Below are 17,543 nucleotides of genomic sequence, written 5' to 3' on the forward strand. Positions count from 1 at the left end.
CGGCCTTGATCCGTAGGAGTCGGACTGCTGGGCTCTGCCTGGGGCGTGGCAGGCGGGATGATCAGGCAGACCTCAACCACTACCAACCCGCACGCCGCGCTTCTCCTGCATCCCGGAGCGGAGTGCCCCCGCCGGAGGCATGTTAAGTCTTTGAGTGATGTTTTCGTGGCCGGTCAGGTGTCAGCGAAGCGGTCACAAACTGGGCATGCTCGGCTAGCCTGAAATTGGCGTCAGAGGCAGGAGGATGCACAGTGACCGATAGCCAGGAAATTGGTGATCGTCTACGCGAGGTGCGCAGACGGCGCGGGATGACGCAGGAAGAACTTGCCAAAGCGTCGAATCTGAGTCTTCAAGTAGTCAAGAAGATCGAACAGGGTGGAAGCGCGAGGCTGGAAACGCTTCACCAACTGGCGCGGACTCTCGGCGTGGTGACCCTCACTTTCGTGGGGCCAACTTCACCGGAACCAATGGAAGACAATCACGACGATGTCGTATTAGCGGACATGCGATCCGTGATCAATCCACCGATGGGCCTCTCGGGACGACCGATCTACGGAACAGCCGATAGTGACAATCTAGACCTGTCGCGGCTTAGTGCAGCCGTCAAAGTCGTAGCGGGTGCTTATCACGCGGATCGCTACGATGATCTGGCGAGCTTCCTACCCGCTCTTGTCCGATCGGCACACCATCATGTAGATGGTTACGCGGACAGCCAGGAACGGCATGAAGCTCTGCGGCTCCGCGCAGATGTGGTAGGGCTGGCTGGTCGCTATCTGATTCAGATCCGGGCTCACGATCTCGCTCTGATGGCCCTTCACGCATCTCTGATGGATGCGTTGGAGATTGGAGACACTGCCCTCGCGGCGGCGGCTGTAAGCGGACAGGCTCATGCCATGCTGCGTCAGGGGCGACTCGCTGAGGTTGAGCGGCTATGCAGGGAAACCGCCGAGCAAATCGAGCCCCAACTGTCCAAGGCCACCCCCAACCAACTAGCCGCCTGGGGCTGGATGCTGCTGAGGGCAAGCGCGGCGGCAGCGAGGAACAACCGACCACAAGAGGCTCAGGAGTATCACGGCATGGCTGCCGCTGCTGCTGCACCGCTTCAGCGGGAACATCACACCGTGGACTACAAGACCTTTGGTCCTGTCACGGTGGCATTGAAAGCGGTAGAAAACGCCCTTGTCGCAGGTGACCCTGTCAGAGCGTTGGAACTATCAGCGCCGCTGAGGCGGGGCGACGACATGACCTCTGAGGAATGGGACAGGCATCTGTTAGACGAAGCCAGGGCTCATGTTCAGACTGGGGGCGTAGACAGCGCAACCGAAATTCTCTTGGAACTTCGGGGACGCAGTCCTCGATGGCTTCGGTATCAACAGTTAGGGCGGGACACGCTACGCGACGTACTGGTGGCCCGCACAAGGACCCTCAGCGAGGAACAGCGGGCCTTAGCTGATTTCATGGGCATCAGAGAATAAGGGCTACGTAACGTAGCCCTTATTGGCGCAGCACGGTCAAAGGACCGTGCTGCGCTTCTGTTTTTTAAGTGACCCCTCACCTACCGTCATTGCAGACGTGCTGATTGGGGTCACAAAGATGAGGCCAGAGAGACAAAGGGCGGAAAGCCTGCACGGACCATGGCCTAGCTCTATCGAGGAGCTACAGGCGGAGTATAGCGACAAATGGGACATCTGGCGCGAACGTACCTCAACTGGGCGTCATGGCGACTGGGTCGCTAGACGGATAAATGGACCGCAGGAGGAAGTGCGCGCGCACAGTTCCGACGCGCTAGAGGGGCTGCTAATTCAGGCCGACAAGCGTTTCATTCAGGTCGAAAGCGAATCTTCTCGGGTTTCGTAAAAACCGACAAACCCCTCAGAGCGTAACAGGGGCACACAAAAGCGGACCCGCCTCAGTGCGTGAACACTGGACGGGTCCTTGACCGCACACTGGAGGTGCGATCCGTGGATCACTCTAGAGCTATCCCGCGTGCTATAGCTATCCCGCCTGTCGTTGACGAGGTTACGGCAGAGGAACAGGACAAAGCGCTGGCTGTGGTGCAGCGGCTTCTGAGGGAGCGGGGCATCCGCGCTCGATGCCATCACAAGATCACTCTCGGCCTCATCTCTGACGGTGAGGCTCCCTGGCCCGATCGGGCTTCCATGCAGTCCTGGTTGAAGCGGTACTCGCCTGAGCTGGTCGTGACCGGTTCGCAGGGCTGGTGCGATGCGACGGTGAGCGTGGGGCCGCGCTCGGGCTGCTATCTGGTGGCGCTTCGTGACGAGTCCGGTCTTCAGAAGGTGAGAGGCGAGCATCCAGAGAAGGTCGTGGATCTCATCCTCGCCGTGGAGCGCAGGTCATGAGCGCGTCTGTGGGGTACGGCTCGGCTGCGGTGGATGCGGCGGAGAAACTGCGCGATGCCCTGGCACAGCACGAGATCGCCGTTGATGTTCACGACGGTTACGGGCTGGCGCTGGTGTCGGTCTGGGCGGGCCTGGTGGTGTGGTCCAACGGTGAGCGGTTCTGGTGGAACGCCGGATGGGATGATCAGCGCCGGTGCTGCGTCTACGCCTCACAACAGGCGTCCGAAGTCGTTCGCGCTGCGCAACGGATCGCCTTCCATTACGCCCGGCTGCGCAGGGCCTCTACCCGGTCGAATCCGATCACCGAGGGTCCGTCATGACCTTGGCGGAGTTGAGGAAGCTCTACGAGCGGACGTGGCAGATCTCGGAGAGTATCGGGAGCGGCTGGTATGCCGTGCGGCGTAATGCCATCTCGGCGCAGGGGCGCGAGCATGGCCTGTCCGATGTCCGCTGTGGGGCGACCCTGGTGGAGCTGGCGCGCAATCTGGAGGCCGAGACGCGGCTTGAAAGCCAAGCCTGGCGACATGTCCCGGTGCGGCACGCGCCCTCCTGACTCATAAGGGGAATTGCTGCTCCGGTGCTCGTGTGGTTAGGCCAACCATGGTCTACGGGGAAAGCGAGCATCGGAGCGTAGACGGCCGGCGCAATGCCGAATGGCACCCCGTAGGGGCCGCGTAGCGGTTGGGCCGGCGGTCTGCGCGGCCGTCAGAATCCAATAGGCCATGACTTCATCAGGTGGGCTGTTCGGCTGGGACCGCTGGACGCGGGCGGCCGGTGGGCGAGCACGGCGACGGAGTCGCCGCGCGCAGTCCCGCCGAGTCGGCAAGCGGACGAGGGACCGGGCCGGGCAGCCCTTCCGGCTGAGAAGAAACAGCCTGGATGAGAGATGGATGCCTGAGGCAGGTAGATGACGGTGGCCATGAGATGAGCCGGTGCCCGTAGCTGAGCCGGTGCTCGTAACTGAGCCGGGGACCGAAAGCAGCCTTGGCGGCAGTGCGTTGGCGGTCGGCGCGGCGCTTGGTTGCGGCGGGCGGCCTGTGCGGTGGGCGGCGGGGTCTGCCCGTTCGCGCCGCGCGGGCGCGGGCCGGGACCGGCCCCCAGGCCGCATGCCCGGTCCCGATGTCCGCGCGGCGCGGGCGGGCACGCCGCGCCGTGCGGCGGCGCGGAGCGCTGCCGCCTTGAACCAGTAAAGAAAATATGAGCCAATGCCGGTCATACCAAGAGCAGGATGCGGCCGGTGGGCTGCGGGTCGGGCTGCTCGTGGTCGGGGTCGAAGTCGTCGGGGTCTATGCCCTCGGGGAAAACGGTGGGCTTCTCTTGGGCGTAGGCGGTCTCGAATCGTTCGGCGTCGGCCTTGACCTCGGTCATCTCCAGGGGGCGGCCGTCTTTGTCGGCGAGGATACGGCGGATGATCAGGATGGGGCTGCCGACCGATAGGGACATCAGGTCGCGTTCGTCGGCGTAGGGCATGCGGGCGGTGACGGTGGTCTCCCACGTGGTGGGGCCGCGTCCTTCGGTGATCGCGTCGTAGAAGGGCAGCGGGGCGAGGGTTTGGGCGAGGGTCTGTTTGGCGGTGGGGTCGGGCATGATCTCGGGGACGGTGTAGGAACTGACGCCGATGATTAGGCCGGTAGCGGCGTGGTGCCATCGGCTGTAGCGGCGAAACACCGTATGGCCGGTGCGCAGACCGAGGGTGTTGGCGATGTCGCGGTTAGCGGTGGCGAACTCGGTTCGGCTGTAGCTCCGCTGGCCTTCGTCGTCATCGGCGTTGGGAATGGCGAGTTGGGTCCATCCCCATTCACGGGCGGTGGGGATGAAGTCGGGGTTGGCGATGTCGTGACGGGGCCATGCGCCTAGCAGGATCGCGTAGCGGTCGGGGACGGCGCGGACGAAGGTTCCGCGTCCGCGTACCACGCTGACGAGTCCTTCGCCGACCAGGGCTTTGACGGCGTCGCGGACGGTGGGGCGCGAAACGCTGTAGCGGGCCGACAGGGCGGTCTCGCTGGGCAGGGGTGCGCCGGGGGTGTAGCGGGCTTCCAAGATATCGGCGCGCAGGGATGCGGCGATGACTTCCCAGAGGGGGCGCTGGGAGTCGGCGAGGCGGTCGCGCTCGTCGGGGGTGAGGTCGAGGTCGTTGAGGTCGGGTTCGTAGTCGTTGCTGTTCATGGGAACTCCTCCGTATCTCTCGTACGTTTCTCTTGTACTACATGTTGACAGGGCGTCGCAACGTAGCTCAACTTGTAGGACAAGTTAACCGCATGAGTATGCATGAGGAGATGGTGATCATGGGCAAGGAGGAACAGCACCACGACTCACCCGGCGCGGGCGGCGGGGCCGTCCAACCGGGCCACCCGGAATGGATGATCGACGTGATGCGTCTGGTCAACGATCCGGGCTATGACCGCTGGCGCTCCATGGTGGCCGCGACGGGCGGGTGTGCTCACCCGATCCATCTGGCCGGGGAGTCTCTGATCGTCGATGCGGCAACGGGTGAGGTATTGCACGGCTACCGCACCACTGATGAGGTGCGCGGGCATCTGCTGGTGGCCTGCGGCAACCGGCGGGCCTCGGTCTGCCCGTCCTGCTCGAAGGTCTACCAAGCCGACACTTTCCAACTCATCCGGGCGGGCCTGTCGGGCGGCAAAGGCACCCCGGAGACGGTCAGCGCTCACCCCCGGGCGTTCGTCACCCTGACAGCTCCGTCGTTCGGACCGGTGCACACTCGGCGGGAGAAAAGCGGGACGGTGCGGGCCTGCCGTCCCCGCAACCGAGACAAGGCGTGTGAGCACGGGCGGCCGGTCGGCTGTCACTTCCGGCACGAGAGCGGAGACGAACGGCTCGGGCAACCGATCTGCGCCGACTGCTACGACTACACAGGCGCGGTGCTATGGCAGGCACACGCGGGCGCGCTGTGGCACCGCTTCACTTTGGAGATGCGGCGCACCCTGGCATCTGAGGCGGGAATGAGCCGCGCGGAGTTCGGCAAGCGGGTCCGGGTCTCCTTCGCCAAGGTCGCCGAGTATCAACGGCGGGGCCTGGTGCACTTTCACACCGTGATCCGGCTGGACGGCCCGGAAGGCAGCGCCGATGTTCCCCCGGACTGGGCTGATCATCATCTGTTGGTGCGGGCCATCCCGTCAGCGGTGCGCCGCGTCATGGTGCGTTCCCCGGAAAGCGGCATGGGTCGGCGGGAACTGCGCTGGGGTGATCAGCTCGATATCCGGCCGATCCTGCTTGATCGGGGGGCGGATGGCCTGAGTGAGCGGGCGGTGGCCTCCTACATCGCCAAGTACGCGACCAAGGGGGCCGAAGCGTCGGGGACGGTGGATCACCGTTTGTCATGTCCGGCGTGCAAGGGTCGGGGCCGGTTGTCGATGGCGGCCTCCTGCGGGCGCTGCCGGGGGACCGGGCTCAAGCCGGGCTTGTACCTGGATGCGCTGCCGGTGACCGAGCACGCGCGGCGGATGATCCGCACCTGCTGGGAGCTGGGCGCACGAAGGGAGTTCACGGCGTTGCGGCTGCGGCCATGGGCTCACATGCTGGGCTTTCGCGGCCACTTCTCGACTAAGTCACGCCGTTACTCCACCACGCTGGGTGATCTGCGCCAAGCCAGGGCAGCGCATCGGGCGCAACAGGCACGCGAGTGGCACGGGCTTCCGGCGCTGGGTGATGAGACAACCCTCGTTCTGGGGCATTGGCGCTTCGCCGGGTCGGGCTACACACCGGGCGAGGAGATCATGGCCGCAGACGTCAGACAGCGGGTGGCTATGGCGCGCTCTATCGAGGCTGAGCGGGCCAAGCGGACCGAAGGTGAGCAGTCGGCCGGTTGGCAGGACGGGGGGTGCGATGATCGTTGATCCCCTGCCTGGCATGGATGATGAAAGCCTGGGATGCGTGACGGCGCGGCGGCTACGCGGTGAGGGTCGCCAGGAAAAGGGCAGTGCCGAAGGCTCCGACTCTGAGGGTGAAGTGGTGCCATTAGTGCGGGGGCAAGCCACGACGGATCCTAGGGCGGGTGGGCGGGCCGAAGACGGGACGGGGCAGAGCCAGTCCCCGATTGATGATCTTGGTCGGTGGGACAGGAGTCACGCGGGTAAGCGGCGTCGGCGCTCCACGCGCGCCCGTGCGGCCATCGGGGACACTTCAGCCGTGCGGGTAACCGTCCGGTCACAAGCTCGTGATCGGCTGACCGATGAAGATCGGGAGTGGGTGCGGCGCACGGTGGCGAACATGGGGCCGCTGGCTGATGAAGATCGGGATTACCTGGCGTTGATCTTCAAGAATCACCGTTGACGCCTACAAGATGACCAATGCCCCGGACACTGCCCGGGGCATTGTGGCGTGGGTTGTCAGGCGGTGTGGACCTTCTGGCGGCGCTTGTCAATGGTGATCCGATCCCGGGTGGGTACCCGCCTGCCTCGCCCGACTGGGTGAACGGTCACGGTCACCATACGGCGGCATATCTCGCGCTGCTCCCCGAGCGTCAGGGCATCCCATGCCGCTTCGATGTTGTCTATGCCCAAGAGTTTCGCGGCGGGATTGACATCCTCGCTCACTCGGTCGAGTACGGCCTTCACCTTGTCGATCTTCTGGCGTCGCTTGGCGGTCATGGTGAGCATCTGGGAGCGGGTGATCAAATCGTCGTCGTGGTCCGCGCTGATCTGCTCTAGCCGTTGCTGGTGCATCGCCAGTTCCGCGCGTAGGGCGGGGATGTCGATCCCTTCAGTTGCAGCGTGCCCGATGATGTCGGAAGGGTCGGAGATCCGGATCAGCTCAATGATCGCTGCGGTGACTAGCGCGTCTAACTCTGCGGCGAGACACAGGACATGGCCAGGGCCTGCCTCGCGACACCGGTAAGCCTTGAACTCGTCGATTTGGAAGATCTCGCCAGTCTCGGGGTCCTTATGCTTCCGGTACCTGACCTGCGCGCCCATCGTGCTTCCACAGGCACACTGATAGATGCACGACCCAAGCAAGCTCGGCGTGTTGCCCACATGATTGGCGCGTCGGTCGGGATCGGTCAGCTTACGTACCAACGCCCAATAGTCCTCGGGCTCGATGATCGGATCTCCGGGCAGACGGCCCGCTATGTCGTCCGGCGTGTAGTGCCGCGTCACAGAGTCATCAATGTTCTCCTCGTGAGCGGCGGTTTCCTCCTCATGGAGGGCAGTATTCCCCGCCCGGTGAACGATGAGCCCAGCATTACGAGGGCGTAGCAGCATGTCACGCACGCGTGATCCCTGCCACGGCTTCCCGCTGGCCATGAGGAAGCCTTCCCGGTTGAGGTCACGCGTGATCTCTCGAAGGGGCACACCTGCCAGTGCGGCGGCGTGACAGCGTTTGATGATCTCTGCCTCTTCCGTAAGGGGCGTGATCCCGTCTGACTCGAACCCGTAGGGGCGTCGCCCCCCTCCATAGCGTCCCTCTTGTGCCTGCTGCTTGCGTGCCCGGGAGACTCGACGCACCGTGTCACGCGATGCCTGGTTGGCGATGGCGCAATGGATGCGGGCAGAGGTGATGTCGGAATCGTTGGCCAGACGCAGACTGCCAGTGAACGAATCCACAATGGTTCGCGGGCGGGAACCCTCGACCACGTCGATAAGGTCTTCTAGATCGCGCGGGTCACGTACGGTGCGGTCAAGGTGGTAGGTCGTGAACCGTCGGAACCTGCCTTCGCCGAGTAGCTTAAGAGCGAGTCGGAACTTCGGGCGTACAGTGCGGAGCTGGGTCTCTCCGTTGGGTAGCTTGATCTTGCGGCGCTTGAATGCGCTGGTGTCGTTCTCGACCAGGATCATGCCGACTCGCGCGCCGCGACGGGCGGTCAAGGAACAGGTGTCCTCGATCTGCCTTGCTACTCCGTTGACTTCCTCCTCGTCGGCGTCTGAGATCCGCACAAGGATCAGAGTGTTACCTGCGGAGGGGTCGTCAGCCGTCCATACATCGCCTTCGGGGTTCCATCGTCCGGCAATGTCGTTGATCGACATGAAGCCGCCGCCGAGCATGGCTTCCTTGATCACTGTGATGCGTGCGTGCTGCTCGATCTCGGCTCGACTGGGAGCCTTCTTACTCTTGGACGCCACCTTTACCACCCTTTCCCTCCGCTTTGCCTTACCCCCCATTCTAGGAAAAAGAAATGTGATAACCCATAGATAGGCTAGCCGGACAGGCTGTTCTCCGCGCGGGAGTAGGCGGTGAACGCGGCGGGCAGGTCGCCGCGCCGCGCGGCCAGGAACGGCAGGTTGCCCTCGGCGAGCGCGAGCACGTGGTCCAGGCCCGCGCCCTTCGCGAGCTCCGCGCACCGGGTCAGGTCGGCCTCGGCCGCCTCGAACTCACCCAGGAACACCCGGGCCAGCCCCCGGTTCAGCACCGCCCCGGCCAGGAACCTGACGTCGCCGCCGAGGGAGTCAAGGGCGCGGTCGCAGTGGCCGACGGCTTCGGCGTAGCGGCCGAGGCGGCTCAGCGCCACCGCCCGGTGGACGCCGAGCCTGGCCACCTCGACCGGGGTGAGGTGCGGCTCGGCGGAGTCGGCGATGGCCAGCGCCTGCTGTGGATGGCCGAGCTCGGTGCGGACGTGGACCAGCGACAGGCGCGCCTGGGCGGCCCGGTGCGGCAGCCCCGCGCGGAGCGCGACGTCCACGGCCTGGCGCAGGTGCTCCTCGGCCAGCGGCAGGTCACCCAGCTCGCGTGCGGCCACCGCCAGCGCCCGGTGGGCGACCGCCGCGGCCTCGCCGCGAGGGTCGGAGGCCGACACACGGCGTAGCACGCTGTGCGCCAGCGTCCGGGCCTGTTCCGGGGCCCTGCCCGATAGGTCCAGTGCCTGCTCGGCGGCGGCGAGCGCGTCGTCGGTGGTCACCTACGGGCGGATCCGGGTCCAGCTGGTGGCCACGGGGGAGTGCTCCGGCCGATGGCACACCACGCTGAACCAGCCCGGGGGCAGGCCCGTCACGGCGAACTGGCCCGTCGGGGAGAGCTCACGCGACTCGGTGAGGTGCAGGGTGCGCACCTCCACCCGGGTGCCGGCCTCCGGGCACGGGGACACCTGCCCGGCCAGGTCCACCAGGCCGTCCATGGCGGTGACCTCCAGGTCGACCGTCAGTTCGGCGGCGGTGAACCGGAGCAGCCGCGCCTCGTCGGCGGACCGGACGCCCAGCGGAGCGGGCGTGGGCACCGGCCGGGCCGTGGCGGCGCCGGGCAGCCGCAGGCCGAAGACCGCGCGGGCGGCGGCGGAGACGTGGGCGGGCACGGGGTCGTGGCCGGCCGTCAGGCGGAGCGCGGCGATGAGGGACTCATCGTCGATCGTGGGGGGATGTCGGGTCACGGTGTCGCCTCCTGGGCGGTGAGCATGGTGCGTAGCCGGTTCAGGCAGCGGCCCCGGGTGGGGCCGTAACTGCCCCTGGGCATGCCCAGGCGGCCGGCGAGCTGGTGGACGCCCGCCTCGGGCGAGGTGGCCATCAGCCGGAACAGTGAGCGGCAGGGCTCGTGCATCTCCTCGACGGCCCGCCACAGCCTGCGGCCCTCGTCGGCGGTCAGCACCGCCACCGCCGGGTCGGGGTGGAGATGCTCGGCCAGTGCCGGATCGGCGCGGGCGTGCTCGGCGTCGGCCGGGTCGGCGATCAGCCGTTCGCCCCGGTTCCGCCTGCTCAGGAGGGCGGCCTCGCGCTTGGCCGTGGTGAACAGCCAGGGGCCGATCCGGTCCGGGTCACGGATGGTGTGCAGGCTCTCGACGAGCCGCAGCCACGCCCCCTGCACCGCGTCGGCCGCATCCGCCGCGCTCAGGTCGTAGGCGCGCACGACCGACCACAGCGGCCCCGAGAACCGGTTGACCAGCGCGTCCCATGCCGCCTGGTCGCCTGCCAGTGCGGCGTCGATCGCGTGCTGGTCACTCACCGGCGCCTCCAAGGCCACGGCGGACACTCTGAGTGTCCGTGCGATGACTTTGGGTGAGACTTTACCTTGGGGTGGGCACGACGGCCCCCAGTTCGGGGATTTGTCGGGTTCGCCGGGGATCGAGGACGTGCGCCGCGGCCTCCTGCGGCGTCCGGTCCCGGGCCGCCGCCGCGATCGCCCCGCTGACCACGGCCGCGGCGAAGGAGGTCCCGCTCCATCGCGCGTAGCCGCGGAACGCTCCGTGATCGAGGAAGGAGCTGGTCAGCCACTCGCCCCGGGCGCAGGCGTCCACCCAGGGGCCGTGCGCCGAGAAGGGGGCCGCGGCCTCCTCGGCCGCGTCCAGCGCGCCGACGGCGATCACCCGGGGCAGCGCCGCGGGCCAGAACGGCCGGTCGGAGGCCGTGTTGCCGGCGCAGGCGACCACGGCGGTGCCCGTCAGGCCCGCCAGCGCGGCCTCCACCAGCGGGGAGGGCCGGTCGTCGAAGGTGTGGCCGCCGAAGGAGAGGTTGAGCACCTGGGGCGGCTCGGTCCTCAGCCGGGCCAGGACGCGCAGCAGCCCCGCCTCGTCCCCGACGCCGCGCCCGTCCAGCACCCGTAGCGGGCGCAGCCACGCGCCTGGGGCCGAGCGCAGGACCAGCCCCGCGATGAAGGTGCCGTGCCCCGCCTGGGTGTCCAGCTCGCCGTCGCCGTCGGAGTCGGGCGGCTCGGCGGCCTCGCGCCGCTGCCGCAGGAACCAGGGCTGCTCCTGCCACCAGGGGTGCGCGGTCAGGCCGGTGTCGGGTATGGCCACGGTCACGGCGTCCGCGGCCGCCTCGGGCGCGCCGGGCGGGGAGGGCGGGGCGGCCGGGAAGGGGCGGGAGGCCGGGCCGCCGAAGAAGAGCGGCTGGCCGACCAGGACGTGGTTGGGGGAGGCGGGGTGCCCCTGGTCGCGGACCGCCGCCACCAGGTCGCAGACGTCCACGCCGGGTGAGAGCCGGATGCGGAAGATCCCGTCGGCCTCGGCCGCCGCGGCGGTCCACCGGGAGACCGCCGCCATCCCCGAGGCGTCGGTCAGCAGCTGGCCGGGCCTGATCAGCGCGGGCGCCCCGGGCACGGGCTCCACCCGCTCGATGTCGGTGTCCATCCGCTCCTCCGGGGGTGATCGCCCTGTCGCTGGGTCTTCTTCTCTCCGAGGATGCCCCGAGCCGGGCGCCCGTGGCACAACATCTCGGTATGACCCCCCTCTGGTGCGACGTCACAACCGACGGTAGTCTCTCCTTCAGTCACTTGTGATCATCCTGGGACGAGGCCGTTGGGGAAGGCGCACCTCGTACGAAACGGGAGGTCCGGTGTCTGCTCGTGGCGTGCTTTACGTCCACTCAGCTCAGCCTGCGCTGTGCCCTCATATCGAATGGGCGGTCGCGGGTGTCCTTGGCGTGCCCGTAGACCTGACCTGGACTCCGCAGCCCGCCGCGCCCGGCCACGTGCGCGCACAGGCCGAGTGGGAGGCCCGTCAGGGGACCGCGGCGGCCATCACCTCGTCGTTGATGGGCTGGCAGCGGATCCGCTTCGAGATCACCGAGGACGCCTCGCCGGGTGCCGACGGGTCCCGTCACGCCTACACCCCGTCTCTCGGCGCCTTCACGGCGGTGATCGGGGCCTCGGGCGACATCCTGGTGCCCGAAGACCGGCTGCGCTCGGCGATGCTGGCCGCGCGTCAGGGCCGTGTGGTGCTGGAGGAGGAGCTCGACCGCCTGCTCGGCAAGCAGTGGGACGCCGAGCTTGAGTCGTTCCGCTACGCCGGTGAGGGCGCCCCGGTCCGCTGGCTGCACGCCGCGGTCTGACCAGGCGATCGCCTCCGGCCGGAAGGAGGACGGATCCTCCGGCCGGGAGGTGGGCGGACCCGGCCCGGGCGGGGACGAGAGTGGCGCCTGCTCTGTCCCCCGTCCGCGCCGCCGCGGAGGTCACCGAGGGAACGACGTCGCACGGCACTGCCACGGGCTGTGGCGGAGGTCATGGAGGGTACGGCACCGCCCACGGGCTGTGGCGGAGGCCGTGGAGGACACGGCACGGCACTGCCACGGGCTGTGGCGGAGGCCAGGGGCGGCCACGACACGACACGGCACCGCACCCGCCGCGCCGCCGTGGTGGGCCCACGGTGGTGCCCCACAACGCACGGAGCCCCCGCCGGTGCGGACCGGCGGGGGCTCCGTCGAATCAGGATCGAATCAGGTCAGAGCGGGATGTTGCCGTGGGCGCCGCGGGCGGGGGTGGCCTGGGCCAGCACCCTGGCGATGGCGCCGCGGGTCTCCTCGGGCTTGACGACCTCGTCCACCACGCCGAGCTCGATGGCCCGGTCGAGGCCGCCGGCGACGATCTCGTGCTCCTCGGCGAGCCGGGCCTCCAGGGCCGCGCGCTCCTCCTCGGGCGCGGCCGCGAGCTCGCGGCGCTTGAGGATGCGGACCGCGGCGACCGCCCCCATGACCGCGATCTGGGTGGTCGGCCAGCCGAAGACCTTGGTGGCGCCCAGCGAGCGGGAGTTCATCGCGATGTAGGCGCCGCCGTACGCCTTGCGGGTCACCAGCGTGATCCGCGGCACGGAGGCCTCGGCGAAGGCGTGCAGGAGCTTGGCGCCGCGGCGGACCACGCCGTCGTGCTCCTGGCCCACGCCGGGGAGGTAGCCGGGGACGTCCACCAGGACGACCAGCGGCACCCCGAAGGCATCGCACATCCGGACGAACCGGGCGGCCTTCTCCGCCGACAGCGAGTCGAGGCAGCCGCCCAGGCGCATGGGGTTGTTGGCGATCACACCGACGGTCCGGCCCCCGAGGCGGCCCAGTGTGGTGACGATGTTGGGCGCCCACTTGGCGTGCAGTTCGACGCCCGGTTCGTCGAGCAGCCCCTTGACGAGGGGCTTGACGTCGTAGGCGCGGCGGGCGTTGTCCGGCAGCAGGCCGGAGAAGTCGATCTCCTCGACCTCGGTGCGGACCCGGCCCTGGTGGCCCAGGAGCACCGCCAGGCGCCGGGCCTGGACGTAGGCGTCGGTCTCCGACTTGGTGACGATGTGCACGACGCCGCTGCGCTTGCTGTGCGGCTCGGGGCCGCCCAGCGCGGCCATGTCGATCTGCTCGCCGGTCACGCTGCGCACCACGTCGGGACCGGTGACGAAGATGCGGCCCTCGTCGGCCAGGATCACGACGTCGGTCAGCGCCGGGCCGTACGCGGCCCCGCCGGCCGCGGGGCCGACCACCACGGACAGCTGCGGGACCACGCCGGAGGCGCGGGTCATCGCCGCGAACACGCGGCCGACCGCGTGCAGCGACTCCACGCCCTCGGCCAGGCGGGCGCCGCCCGAATGCCACACGCCGATGATCGGGACGCGCTCGCGGACCGCGACGTCGTAGGCGTGCACGATGTGCTCGCAGCCCTCGCTGCCCATGGCGCCGCCCTGGACGCGGGGGTCGCTGACGAACGCCACCACGGGCACGCCCTCGACGCGGCCCATCGCGGAGAGAACGCCGCTGCGGTCCACAGGAGTGATCAGCCGGACCGATCCCTCGTCGAACAGGGCCGCCAGGCGGACCTGAGGATCACGGGGATCGGTGGCCTCCTTGTCGGAGGCGTCGGTCACCACCCTGTTGTCGAGCACAGTCATCACTAGCTCCTTGTCAGATGCTGGTGAAGGTTGTCAGATGCTGGTGAAGGCCACGGCGACGTCGTGTCCACCGAACCCGAAGGAGTTGTTGATCGCCGCGATCTGACCGTCGGGCAGCTTGCGCGGCGCGCCGCGCACGATGTCGACCTCGACGCCGTCGTCGAGGTCGTCGAGATTGATCGTGCCGGGCGCGATCCGCTCGTGCAGCGCCATGATGGTGAAGACGGACTCGATGCCGCCGGCACCGCCGAGCAGATGGCCGGTCATCGACTTGGTGCCGCTGACCAGCGGGTGGCTGCCGATGACCTCCTTGATCGCGATGGTCTCCACCACGTCACCGGCGGGGGTGGAGGTGGAGTGCGCGTTGACGTGCTTGATGTCCTGGCCGGTGAGACCGGAGTTCTCCAGGGCGCGGCGCATGGCCAGCATGACCCCGGCGCCGGTCGGCTCCGGCTGGGCGATGTGGTGGGCGTCGGCCGAGTAGCCGACACCGGCGGCGACGGCGTAGATCTTGGCGCCGCGCGCGAGGGCGTGCGCCTCCGACTCCAGCACGACGATGCCGGCGCCCTCACCGAGGACGAACCCGTCACGGTTCTTGTCCCACGGCCGCGAGGCGAGCTCGGGCTCGTCGTTGCGGGTGGACATGGCGCGCATGGCGGCGAAGGAGCCGATGTTCAGCGGGTGGATGGCAGCCTCGGTGCCGCCGGCCACGACCACGTCGGCGCGTCCGGAGCGGATCATCTCGATGGCGTAGCCGATCGACTCCGCGCCGGTGGCGCAGGCGCTCACGGTGGCGTGCACGCCGGCACGGGCGCCGATCTCGATGCCGATCCAGCCCGCCGCGCCGTTCGGCATCAGCATCGGGACGGTGTACGGCGACAGCCGCTGCCAGCCCTTCTCCTTGAAGGTGTCGTAGGCGGCGAGGATCGTGGTGATACCGCCGATCCCGCTGCCCACGACCACGCCCAGGCGCTCCGGGTCGACCTTGTCGATCGCGGCGTGCGCCCAGGCCTCGCGGGCCGCGACCAGCGCGAACTGCTCGGCCCGGTCAAGCCGCCGTGCCTCCGGCCGGGGCAGCACCTCGGTCGGGTCCACGGCGGCCACGGCGGCGAACTTCACCGGGACCGAGTCGACCCAGTCCTCGGTGAGGTTGCGGACCCCGGACTGACCGGCGAGAAGCGCCGACCAGGACGAGGCGGCGTCCCCACCGAGAGGCGTCGTCGCGCCGAGCCCGGTGACGACGACACGTACCTGGTCTGTGTTCACGTTCTTGCGCTCCTTGTGAATCGCGGGTCGAATCCGGGAAGGTTCAAGATTTCTCAGCTCTGGATGAAGCTGATGACGTCCTTGACGGTCTTGAGGTTCTTGAGCTGCTCGTCCGGGATCTCGACGCCGAACTCGTCCTGGGCGGCGACGGCGATCTCGACCATGGACAGCGAGTCGATGTCGAGGTCGTCCACGAAGTTCTTCTCCGGGCTGACCTCGGAGGCCGGGATGCCGGTGATCTCGTTGATGATCTTGCCGATACCAGCGAGGATCTCCTGCTCGGTCAGAGCCATGTCGCGTGTTCTCCTTGGATTCGGTTTCTTCTTGTTCTGCACGGCGAGCCGTGCAAGTTCTGTTTCCGTACGGCGAGCCGTACGAGTTCCGTACGGCGGGACCGTACAGGTCTCAAGGGATCTCGACGACCTGACCGGCATAGGTCAGGCCGGCGCCGAAGCCCAGCAGCAGGGCGAGCCCGCCCGACTGGACCTCGCCGCGCTCGATCATCCGGGACAGCGCCAGCGGGATCGAGGCCGCGGAGGTGTTGCCCGCCAGCACGATGTCCTTGGCGATGACGGCGTTGTCGGCGCCGATCTTACGCGCGATGGCCTCGATGATGCGCAGGTTGGCCTGGTGGGGCACGAAGGCCGCGAGGTCGGCGGGGTCCACCCCGGCACGCTCGCAGATCTCCTTGGCCACCGGGTGGAGCGCGGTGGTCGCCCAGCGGAACACGGTCTGGCCTTCCTGGTGCAGGAAGGAGTCGCGGTCCCTGATGATGATCGCGTCGGACTTGTCGCCGGCGCTGCCCCACACCACCGGGCCGATGCGAGGGGTGTCGGACGGGCCGACGACCGCGGCGCCCGCGCCGTCAGCGAAGATCACCGCGGTGGCCCGGTCGGTCCAGTCGATCCACTGGGAGAGCTTCTCGGTGCCGATGACCAGCACGTTGGTGGCCGAGCCCGCGCGGATCGCGTCGTTGGCGACGGCCAGCGCGTAGCAGAAGCCGGAGCAGGCGGTGTTCACGTCGAACGCGCCGGGGGCGTCGATGCCGAGCCGGGTGGCCACCCGGCCGGCCGCGTTGGGGATCTGCGTCTCCAGCGTGCAGGTGGCGACGATCACCAGGTCGATGTCGGCGGCCGACAGCCCGCTCGCGGCGAGGGCCTTGCCGCCGGCCTGCACCGCCAGGTCGATCTCGGACTCGCCCTCGGGGGCGATCCGGCGCTCCTGGATGCCGACGCGGCTGCGGATCCACTCGTCGTTGGTCTCCATGGTGGCCGACAGATCGTCGTTGGTGACGATCTTCGACGGCTGGTAGTGGCCGAAGGCCAGGATCTTCGCGCCCGGCGCGCCGTTCATGATCTTCATCCGTCGCTCACCACTTCTCGTTAGCTGCGTGGGCCGCCTGTGCCCCGCAGGCCGTCGTGCCCACCGCGCCGGCGTCAGGCCGATCCACTGAGAACCCCGCGGGCCGCGTCCAGGTCGTCGGGGGTCTTCAGGGCGACCGTGGCCACGCCGCGCAGCGCGCGCTTGGCCAGGCCGGTGAGGGTGCCGCCGGGGAGCAGCTCGATCATCGCGGTGACGCCCTGGGCGGCCATCGTGGCCATGCAGGCGTCCCAGCGGACCGGGTTGGCCACCTGGTTGATCAGGCGCTCCACGAACTCGGCGCCGCTGGTGACCGCCGCGCCGTCCGCGTTGGACAGCAGGACGGCGGACGGGTCGCCGGGCGTGATGCCGGCGGCGGCCTCGCGCAGGCGGTCGACGGCCGTGGCCATGTGCACCGTGTGGAAGGCGCCGGCGACCGAGAGCGGGATCAGCCGGGCCCGCGCGGGCGGCTCGGCCTTGAACGCCTCGAGCTGTGCCAGCGTGCCGCCGGCCACGATCTGCCCGGCGCCGTTGATGTTGGCCGGGGTGAGGCCGTGCCTGTCGATGGCCGCGAGCACGTCGTCCTCGACACCGCCGAGGACGGCGACCATGCCCGTCTCGGTCACCGCGGCGGCCTTGGCCATGGCCTGGCCGCGCTCGCGGACCAGGGTCAGGGCCTGCTCGGGGGTGAGGACCCCGGCCAGGGCGGCGGCGGTCAGCTCCCCGACGCTGTGCCCGGCGACGACGGCGGGGGAGGCCCCGAGGACCTCCGCCACGGCCAGCCCGGCGGCCACGAGCAGTGGCTGGGCGACCGCGGTGTCACGGATCGCCTCGGCGTCGGCGGTGGTGCCGTAGGCGACCAGGTCGAGGTCGACCAGGTCGGACCAGGCGGACATACGGTCAGCCACGCCCGGTATTTCAAGCCATGGAGCCAGGAAGCCTGGGGTCTGGGCGCCTTGGCCCGGAGCGACGATGACGAGCACGAAATCCAGCCTGCCCTGTAGGAGTCCGCTACACGGATAAGGATACGAACGAAC

The 17,543-nt window shown here is 68.6% G+C and carries 18 protein-coding genes; 7 read left to right on the forward strand and 11 right to left on the reverse strand.

Annotated features, from left to right (window positions below):
* The first annotated feature begins 251 nt into the window (after positions 1-251).
* The 4 genes from J2S55_RS27970 (at position 252) to J2S55_RS27985 (ending at position 2,913) form a co-directional block, all read left to right on the forward strand.
* Positions 252-1,475 carry a helix-turn-helix domain-containing protein gene (locus tag J2S55_RS27970; RefSeq protein ID WP_306866922.1) on the forward strand — a complete coding sequence of 408 codons (1,224 nt, stop codon included), beginning with the start codon at positions 252-254 and terminating at the stop codon, positions 1,473-1,475.
* A 486-nt stretch (positions 1,476-1,961) separates the two neighbouring features.
* Entirely contained in the window at positions 1,962-2,360 is a 399-nt protein-coding gene (locus J2S55_RS27975; RefSeq protein WP_306866925.1) for a hypothetical protein, read from the forward strand.
* Positions 2,357-2,680: a hypothetical protein gene (locus J2S55_RS27980; protein ID WP_306866927.1), complete on the forward strand. Its 324-nt coding sequence runs from the start codon at positions 2,357-2,359 to the stop codon at positions 2,678-2,680. Before J2S55_RS27975 ends, J2S55_RS27980 begins: the two co-directional genes overlap by 4 nt.
* Positions 2,677-2,913, forward strand: coding sequence for a hypothetical protein (locus J2S55_RS27985; protein ID WP_306866930.1), 237 nt, complete (start codon positions 2,677-2,679; stop codon positions 2,911-2,913). Before J2S55_RS27980 ends, J2S55_RS27985 begins: the two co-directional genes overlap by 4 nt.
* A gap of 659 nt (positions 2,914-3,572) precedes the next feature.
* On the opposite strand, the gene J2S55_RS27990 is transcribed toward J2S55_RS27985, so the two are convergent.
* Positions 3,573-4,526 (reverse strand): GntR family transcriptional regulator, encoded by a 954-nt coding sequence (locus J2S55_RS27990; protein ID WP_306866933.1) that lies wholly within the window; start codon positions 4,524-4,526, stop codon positions 3,573-3,575.
* Between the two features lie 92 nt (positions 4,527-4,618).
* On the opposite strand from J2S55_RS27990, the gene J2S55_RS27995 reads away from it, so the two are divergent.
* Together J2S55_RS27995 and J2S55_RS28000 are read left to right on the forward strand one after the other, a co-directional pair.
* Positions 4,619-6,217: a replication initiator gene (locus tag J2S55_RS27995; RefSeq protein WP_306866936.1), complete on the forward strand. Its 1,599-nt coding sequence runs from the start codon at positions 4,619-4,621 to the stop codon at positions 6,215-6,217.
* Between the two features lie 292 nt (positions 6,218-6,509).
* Positions 6,510-6,653, forward strand: a complete 144-nt coding sequence (locus J2S55_RS28000) for a hypothetical protein (protein ID WP_306866939.1) — start codon at positions 6,510-6,512, stop codon at positions 6,651-6,653.
* 56 nt (positions 6,654-6,709) lie between these two features.
* On the opposite strand, the gene J2S55_RS28005 is transcribed toward J2S55_RS28000, so the two are convergent.
* The 5 genes from J2S55_RS28005 to J2S55_RS28025 form a co-directional block, all read right to left on the reverse strand.
* Entirely contained in the window at positions 6,710-8,440 is a 1,731-nt protein-coding gene (locus J2S55_RS28005; protein WP_306866942.1) for a recombinase family protein, read from the reverse strand.
* Positions 8,441-8,514: 74 nt separating this feature from the next.
* A complete protein-coding gene (locus tag J2S55_RS28010) occupies positions 8,515-9,213 on the reverse strand; it encodes a tetratricopeptide repeat protein (RefSeq protein WP_306866945.1) in 699 nt (232 codons plus the stop codon).
* Positions 9,214-9,678 carry a hypothetical protein gene (locus J2S55_RS28015; RefSeq protein ID WP_306866947.1) on the reverse strand — a complete coding sequence of 155 codons (465 nt, stop codon included), beginning with the start codon at positions 9,676-9,678 and terminating at the stop codon, positions 9,214-9,216.
* Positions 9,675-10,247: an RNA polymerase sigma factor gene (locus J2S55_RS28020; protein ID WP_306866950.1), complete on the reverse strand. Its 573-nt coding sequence runs from the start codon at positions 10,245-10,247 to the stop codon at positions 9,675-9,677. The genes J2S55_RS28015 and J2S55_RS28020 overlap by 4 nt, the downstream gene beginning before the upstream one ends.
* A gap of 61 nt (positions 10,248-10,308) precedes the next feature.
* The gene (locus tag J2S55_RS28025; RefSeq protein ID WP_306866951.1) at positions 10,309-11,370 is read right to left on the reverse strand and encodes a S8 family peptidase; all 1,062 of its coding nucleotides are present in this window, start codon (positions 11,368-11,370) and stop codon (positions 10,309-10,311) included.
* 205 nt (positions 11,371-11,575) lie between these two features.
* On the opposite strand from J2S55_RS28025, the gene J2S55_RS28030 reads away from it, so the two are divergent.
* On the forward strand, positions 11,576-12,070 hold the full coding sequence (locus J2S55_RS28030; protein WP_306866956.1) for a DUF3145 domain-containing protein: 495 nt from the start codon (positions 11,576-11,578) through the stop codon (positions 12,068-12,070).
* A 389-nt stretch (positions 12,071-12,459) separates the two neighbouring features.
* Here J2S55_RS28030 and J2S55_RS28035 read toward each other — a convergent pair whose 3' ends face one another.
* The 5 genes from J2S55_RS28035 to J2S55_RS28055 form a co-directional block, all read right to left on the reverse strand.
* Positions 12,460-13,881, reverse strand: coding sequence for an acyl-CoA carboxylase subunit beta (locus J2S55_RS28035; RefSeq protein ID WP_306866959.1), 1,422 nt, complete (start codon positions 13,879-13,881; stop codon positions 12,460-12,462).
* Between the two features lie 33 nt (positions 13,882-13,914).
* Entirely contained in the window at positions 13,915-15,147 is a 1,233-nt protein-coding gene (gene fabF, locus J2S55_RS28040; protein WP_306866962.1) for a beta-ketoacyl-ACP synthase II, read from the reverse strand.
* 53 nt (positions 15,148-15,200) lie between these two features.
* Positions 15,201-15,440, reverse strand: coding sequence for an acyl carrier protein (locus J2S55_RS28045; protein ID WP_306866964.1), 240 nt, complete (start codon positions 15,438-15,440; stop codon positions 15,201-15,203).
* A gap of 112 nt (positions 15,441-15,552) precedes the next feature.
* On the reverse strand, positions 15,553-16,509 hold the full coding sequence (locus tag J2S55_RS28050) for a beta-ketoacyl-ACP synthase III (RefSeq protein ID WP_306866966.1): 957 nt from the start codon (positions 16,507-16,509) through the stop codon (positions 15,553-15,555).
* A 74-nt stretch (positions 16,510-16,583) separates the two neighbouring features.
* Positions 16,584-17,489: an ACP S-malonyltransferase gene (locus J2S55_RS28055; RefSeq protein ID WP_306866968.1), complete on the reverse strand. Its 906-nt coding sequence runs from the start codon at positions 17,487-17,489 to the stop codon at positions 16,584-16,586.
* Between the last annotated feature and the right edge of the window lie 54 nt (positions 17,490-17,543).

This window comes from Streptosporangium brasiliense (assembly GCF_030811595.1).
Classification (GTDB): Bacteria; Actinomycetota; Actinomycetes; order Streptosporangiales; family Streptosporangiaceae; genus Streptosporangium; species Streptosporangium brasiliense.

Bases quoted from the DNA above. Each gene is read 5' to 3' on its own strand.
- J2S55_RS27980 (WP_306866927.1), top strand. From the start codon at position 2,357: ATGAGCGCGTCTGTGGGGTACGGCTCGGCTGCGGTGGATGCGGCGGAG.
- J2S55_RS27985 (WP_306866930.1), top strand. From the start codon at position 2,677: ATGACCTTGGCGGAGTTGAGGAAGCTCTACGAGCGGACGTGGCAGATC.
- J2S55_RS27990 (WP_306866933.1), bottom strand. From the start codon at position 4,526: ATGAACAGCAACGACTACGAACCCGACCTCAACGACCTCGACCTCACC.
- J2S55_RS27995 (WP_306866936.1), top strand. From the start codon at position 4,619: ATGAGTATGCATGAGGAGATGGTGATCATGGGCAAGGAGGAACAGCAC.
- J2S55_RS28025 (WP_306866951.1), bottom strand. From the start codon at position 11,370: ATGGACACCGACATCGAGCGGGTGGAGCCCGTGCCCGGGGCGCCCGCG.
- J2S55_RS28035 (WP_306866959.1), bottom strand. From the start codon at position 13,881: ATGACTGTGCTCGACAACAGGGTGGTGACCGACGCCTCCGACAAGGAG.
- J2S55_RS28045 (WP_306866964.1), bottom strand. From the start codon at position 15,440: ATGGCTCTGACCGAGCAGGAGATCCTCGCTGGTATCGGCAAGATCATC.
- J2S55_RS28050 (WP_306866966.1), bottom strand. From the start codon at position 16,509: ATGAAGATCATGAACGGCGCGCCGGGCGCGAAGATCCTGGCCTTCGGC.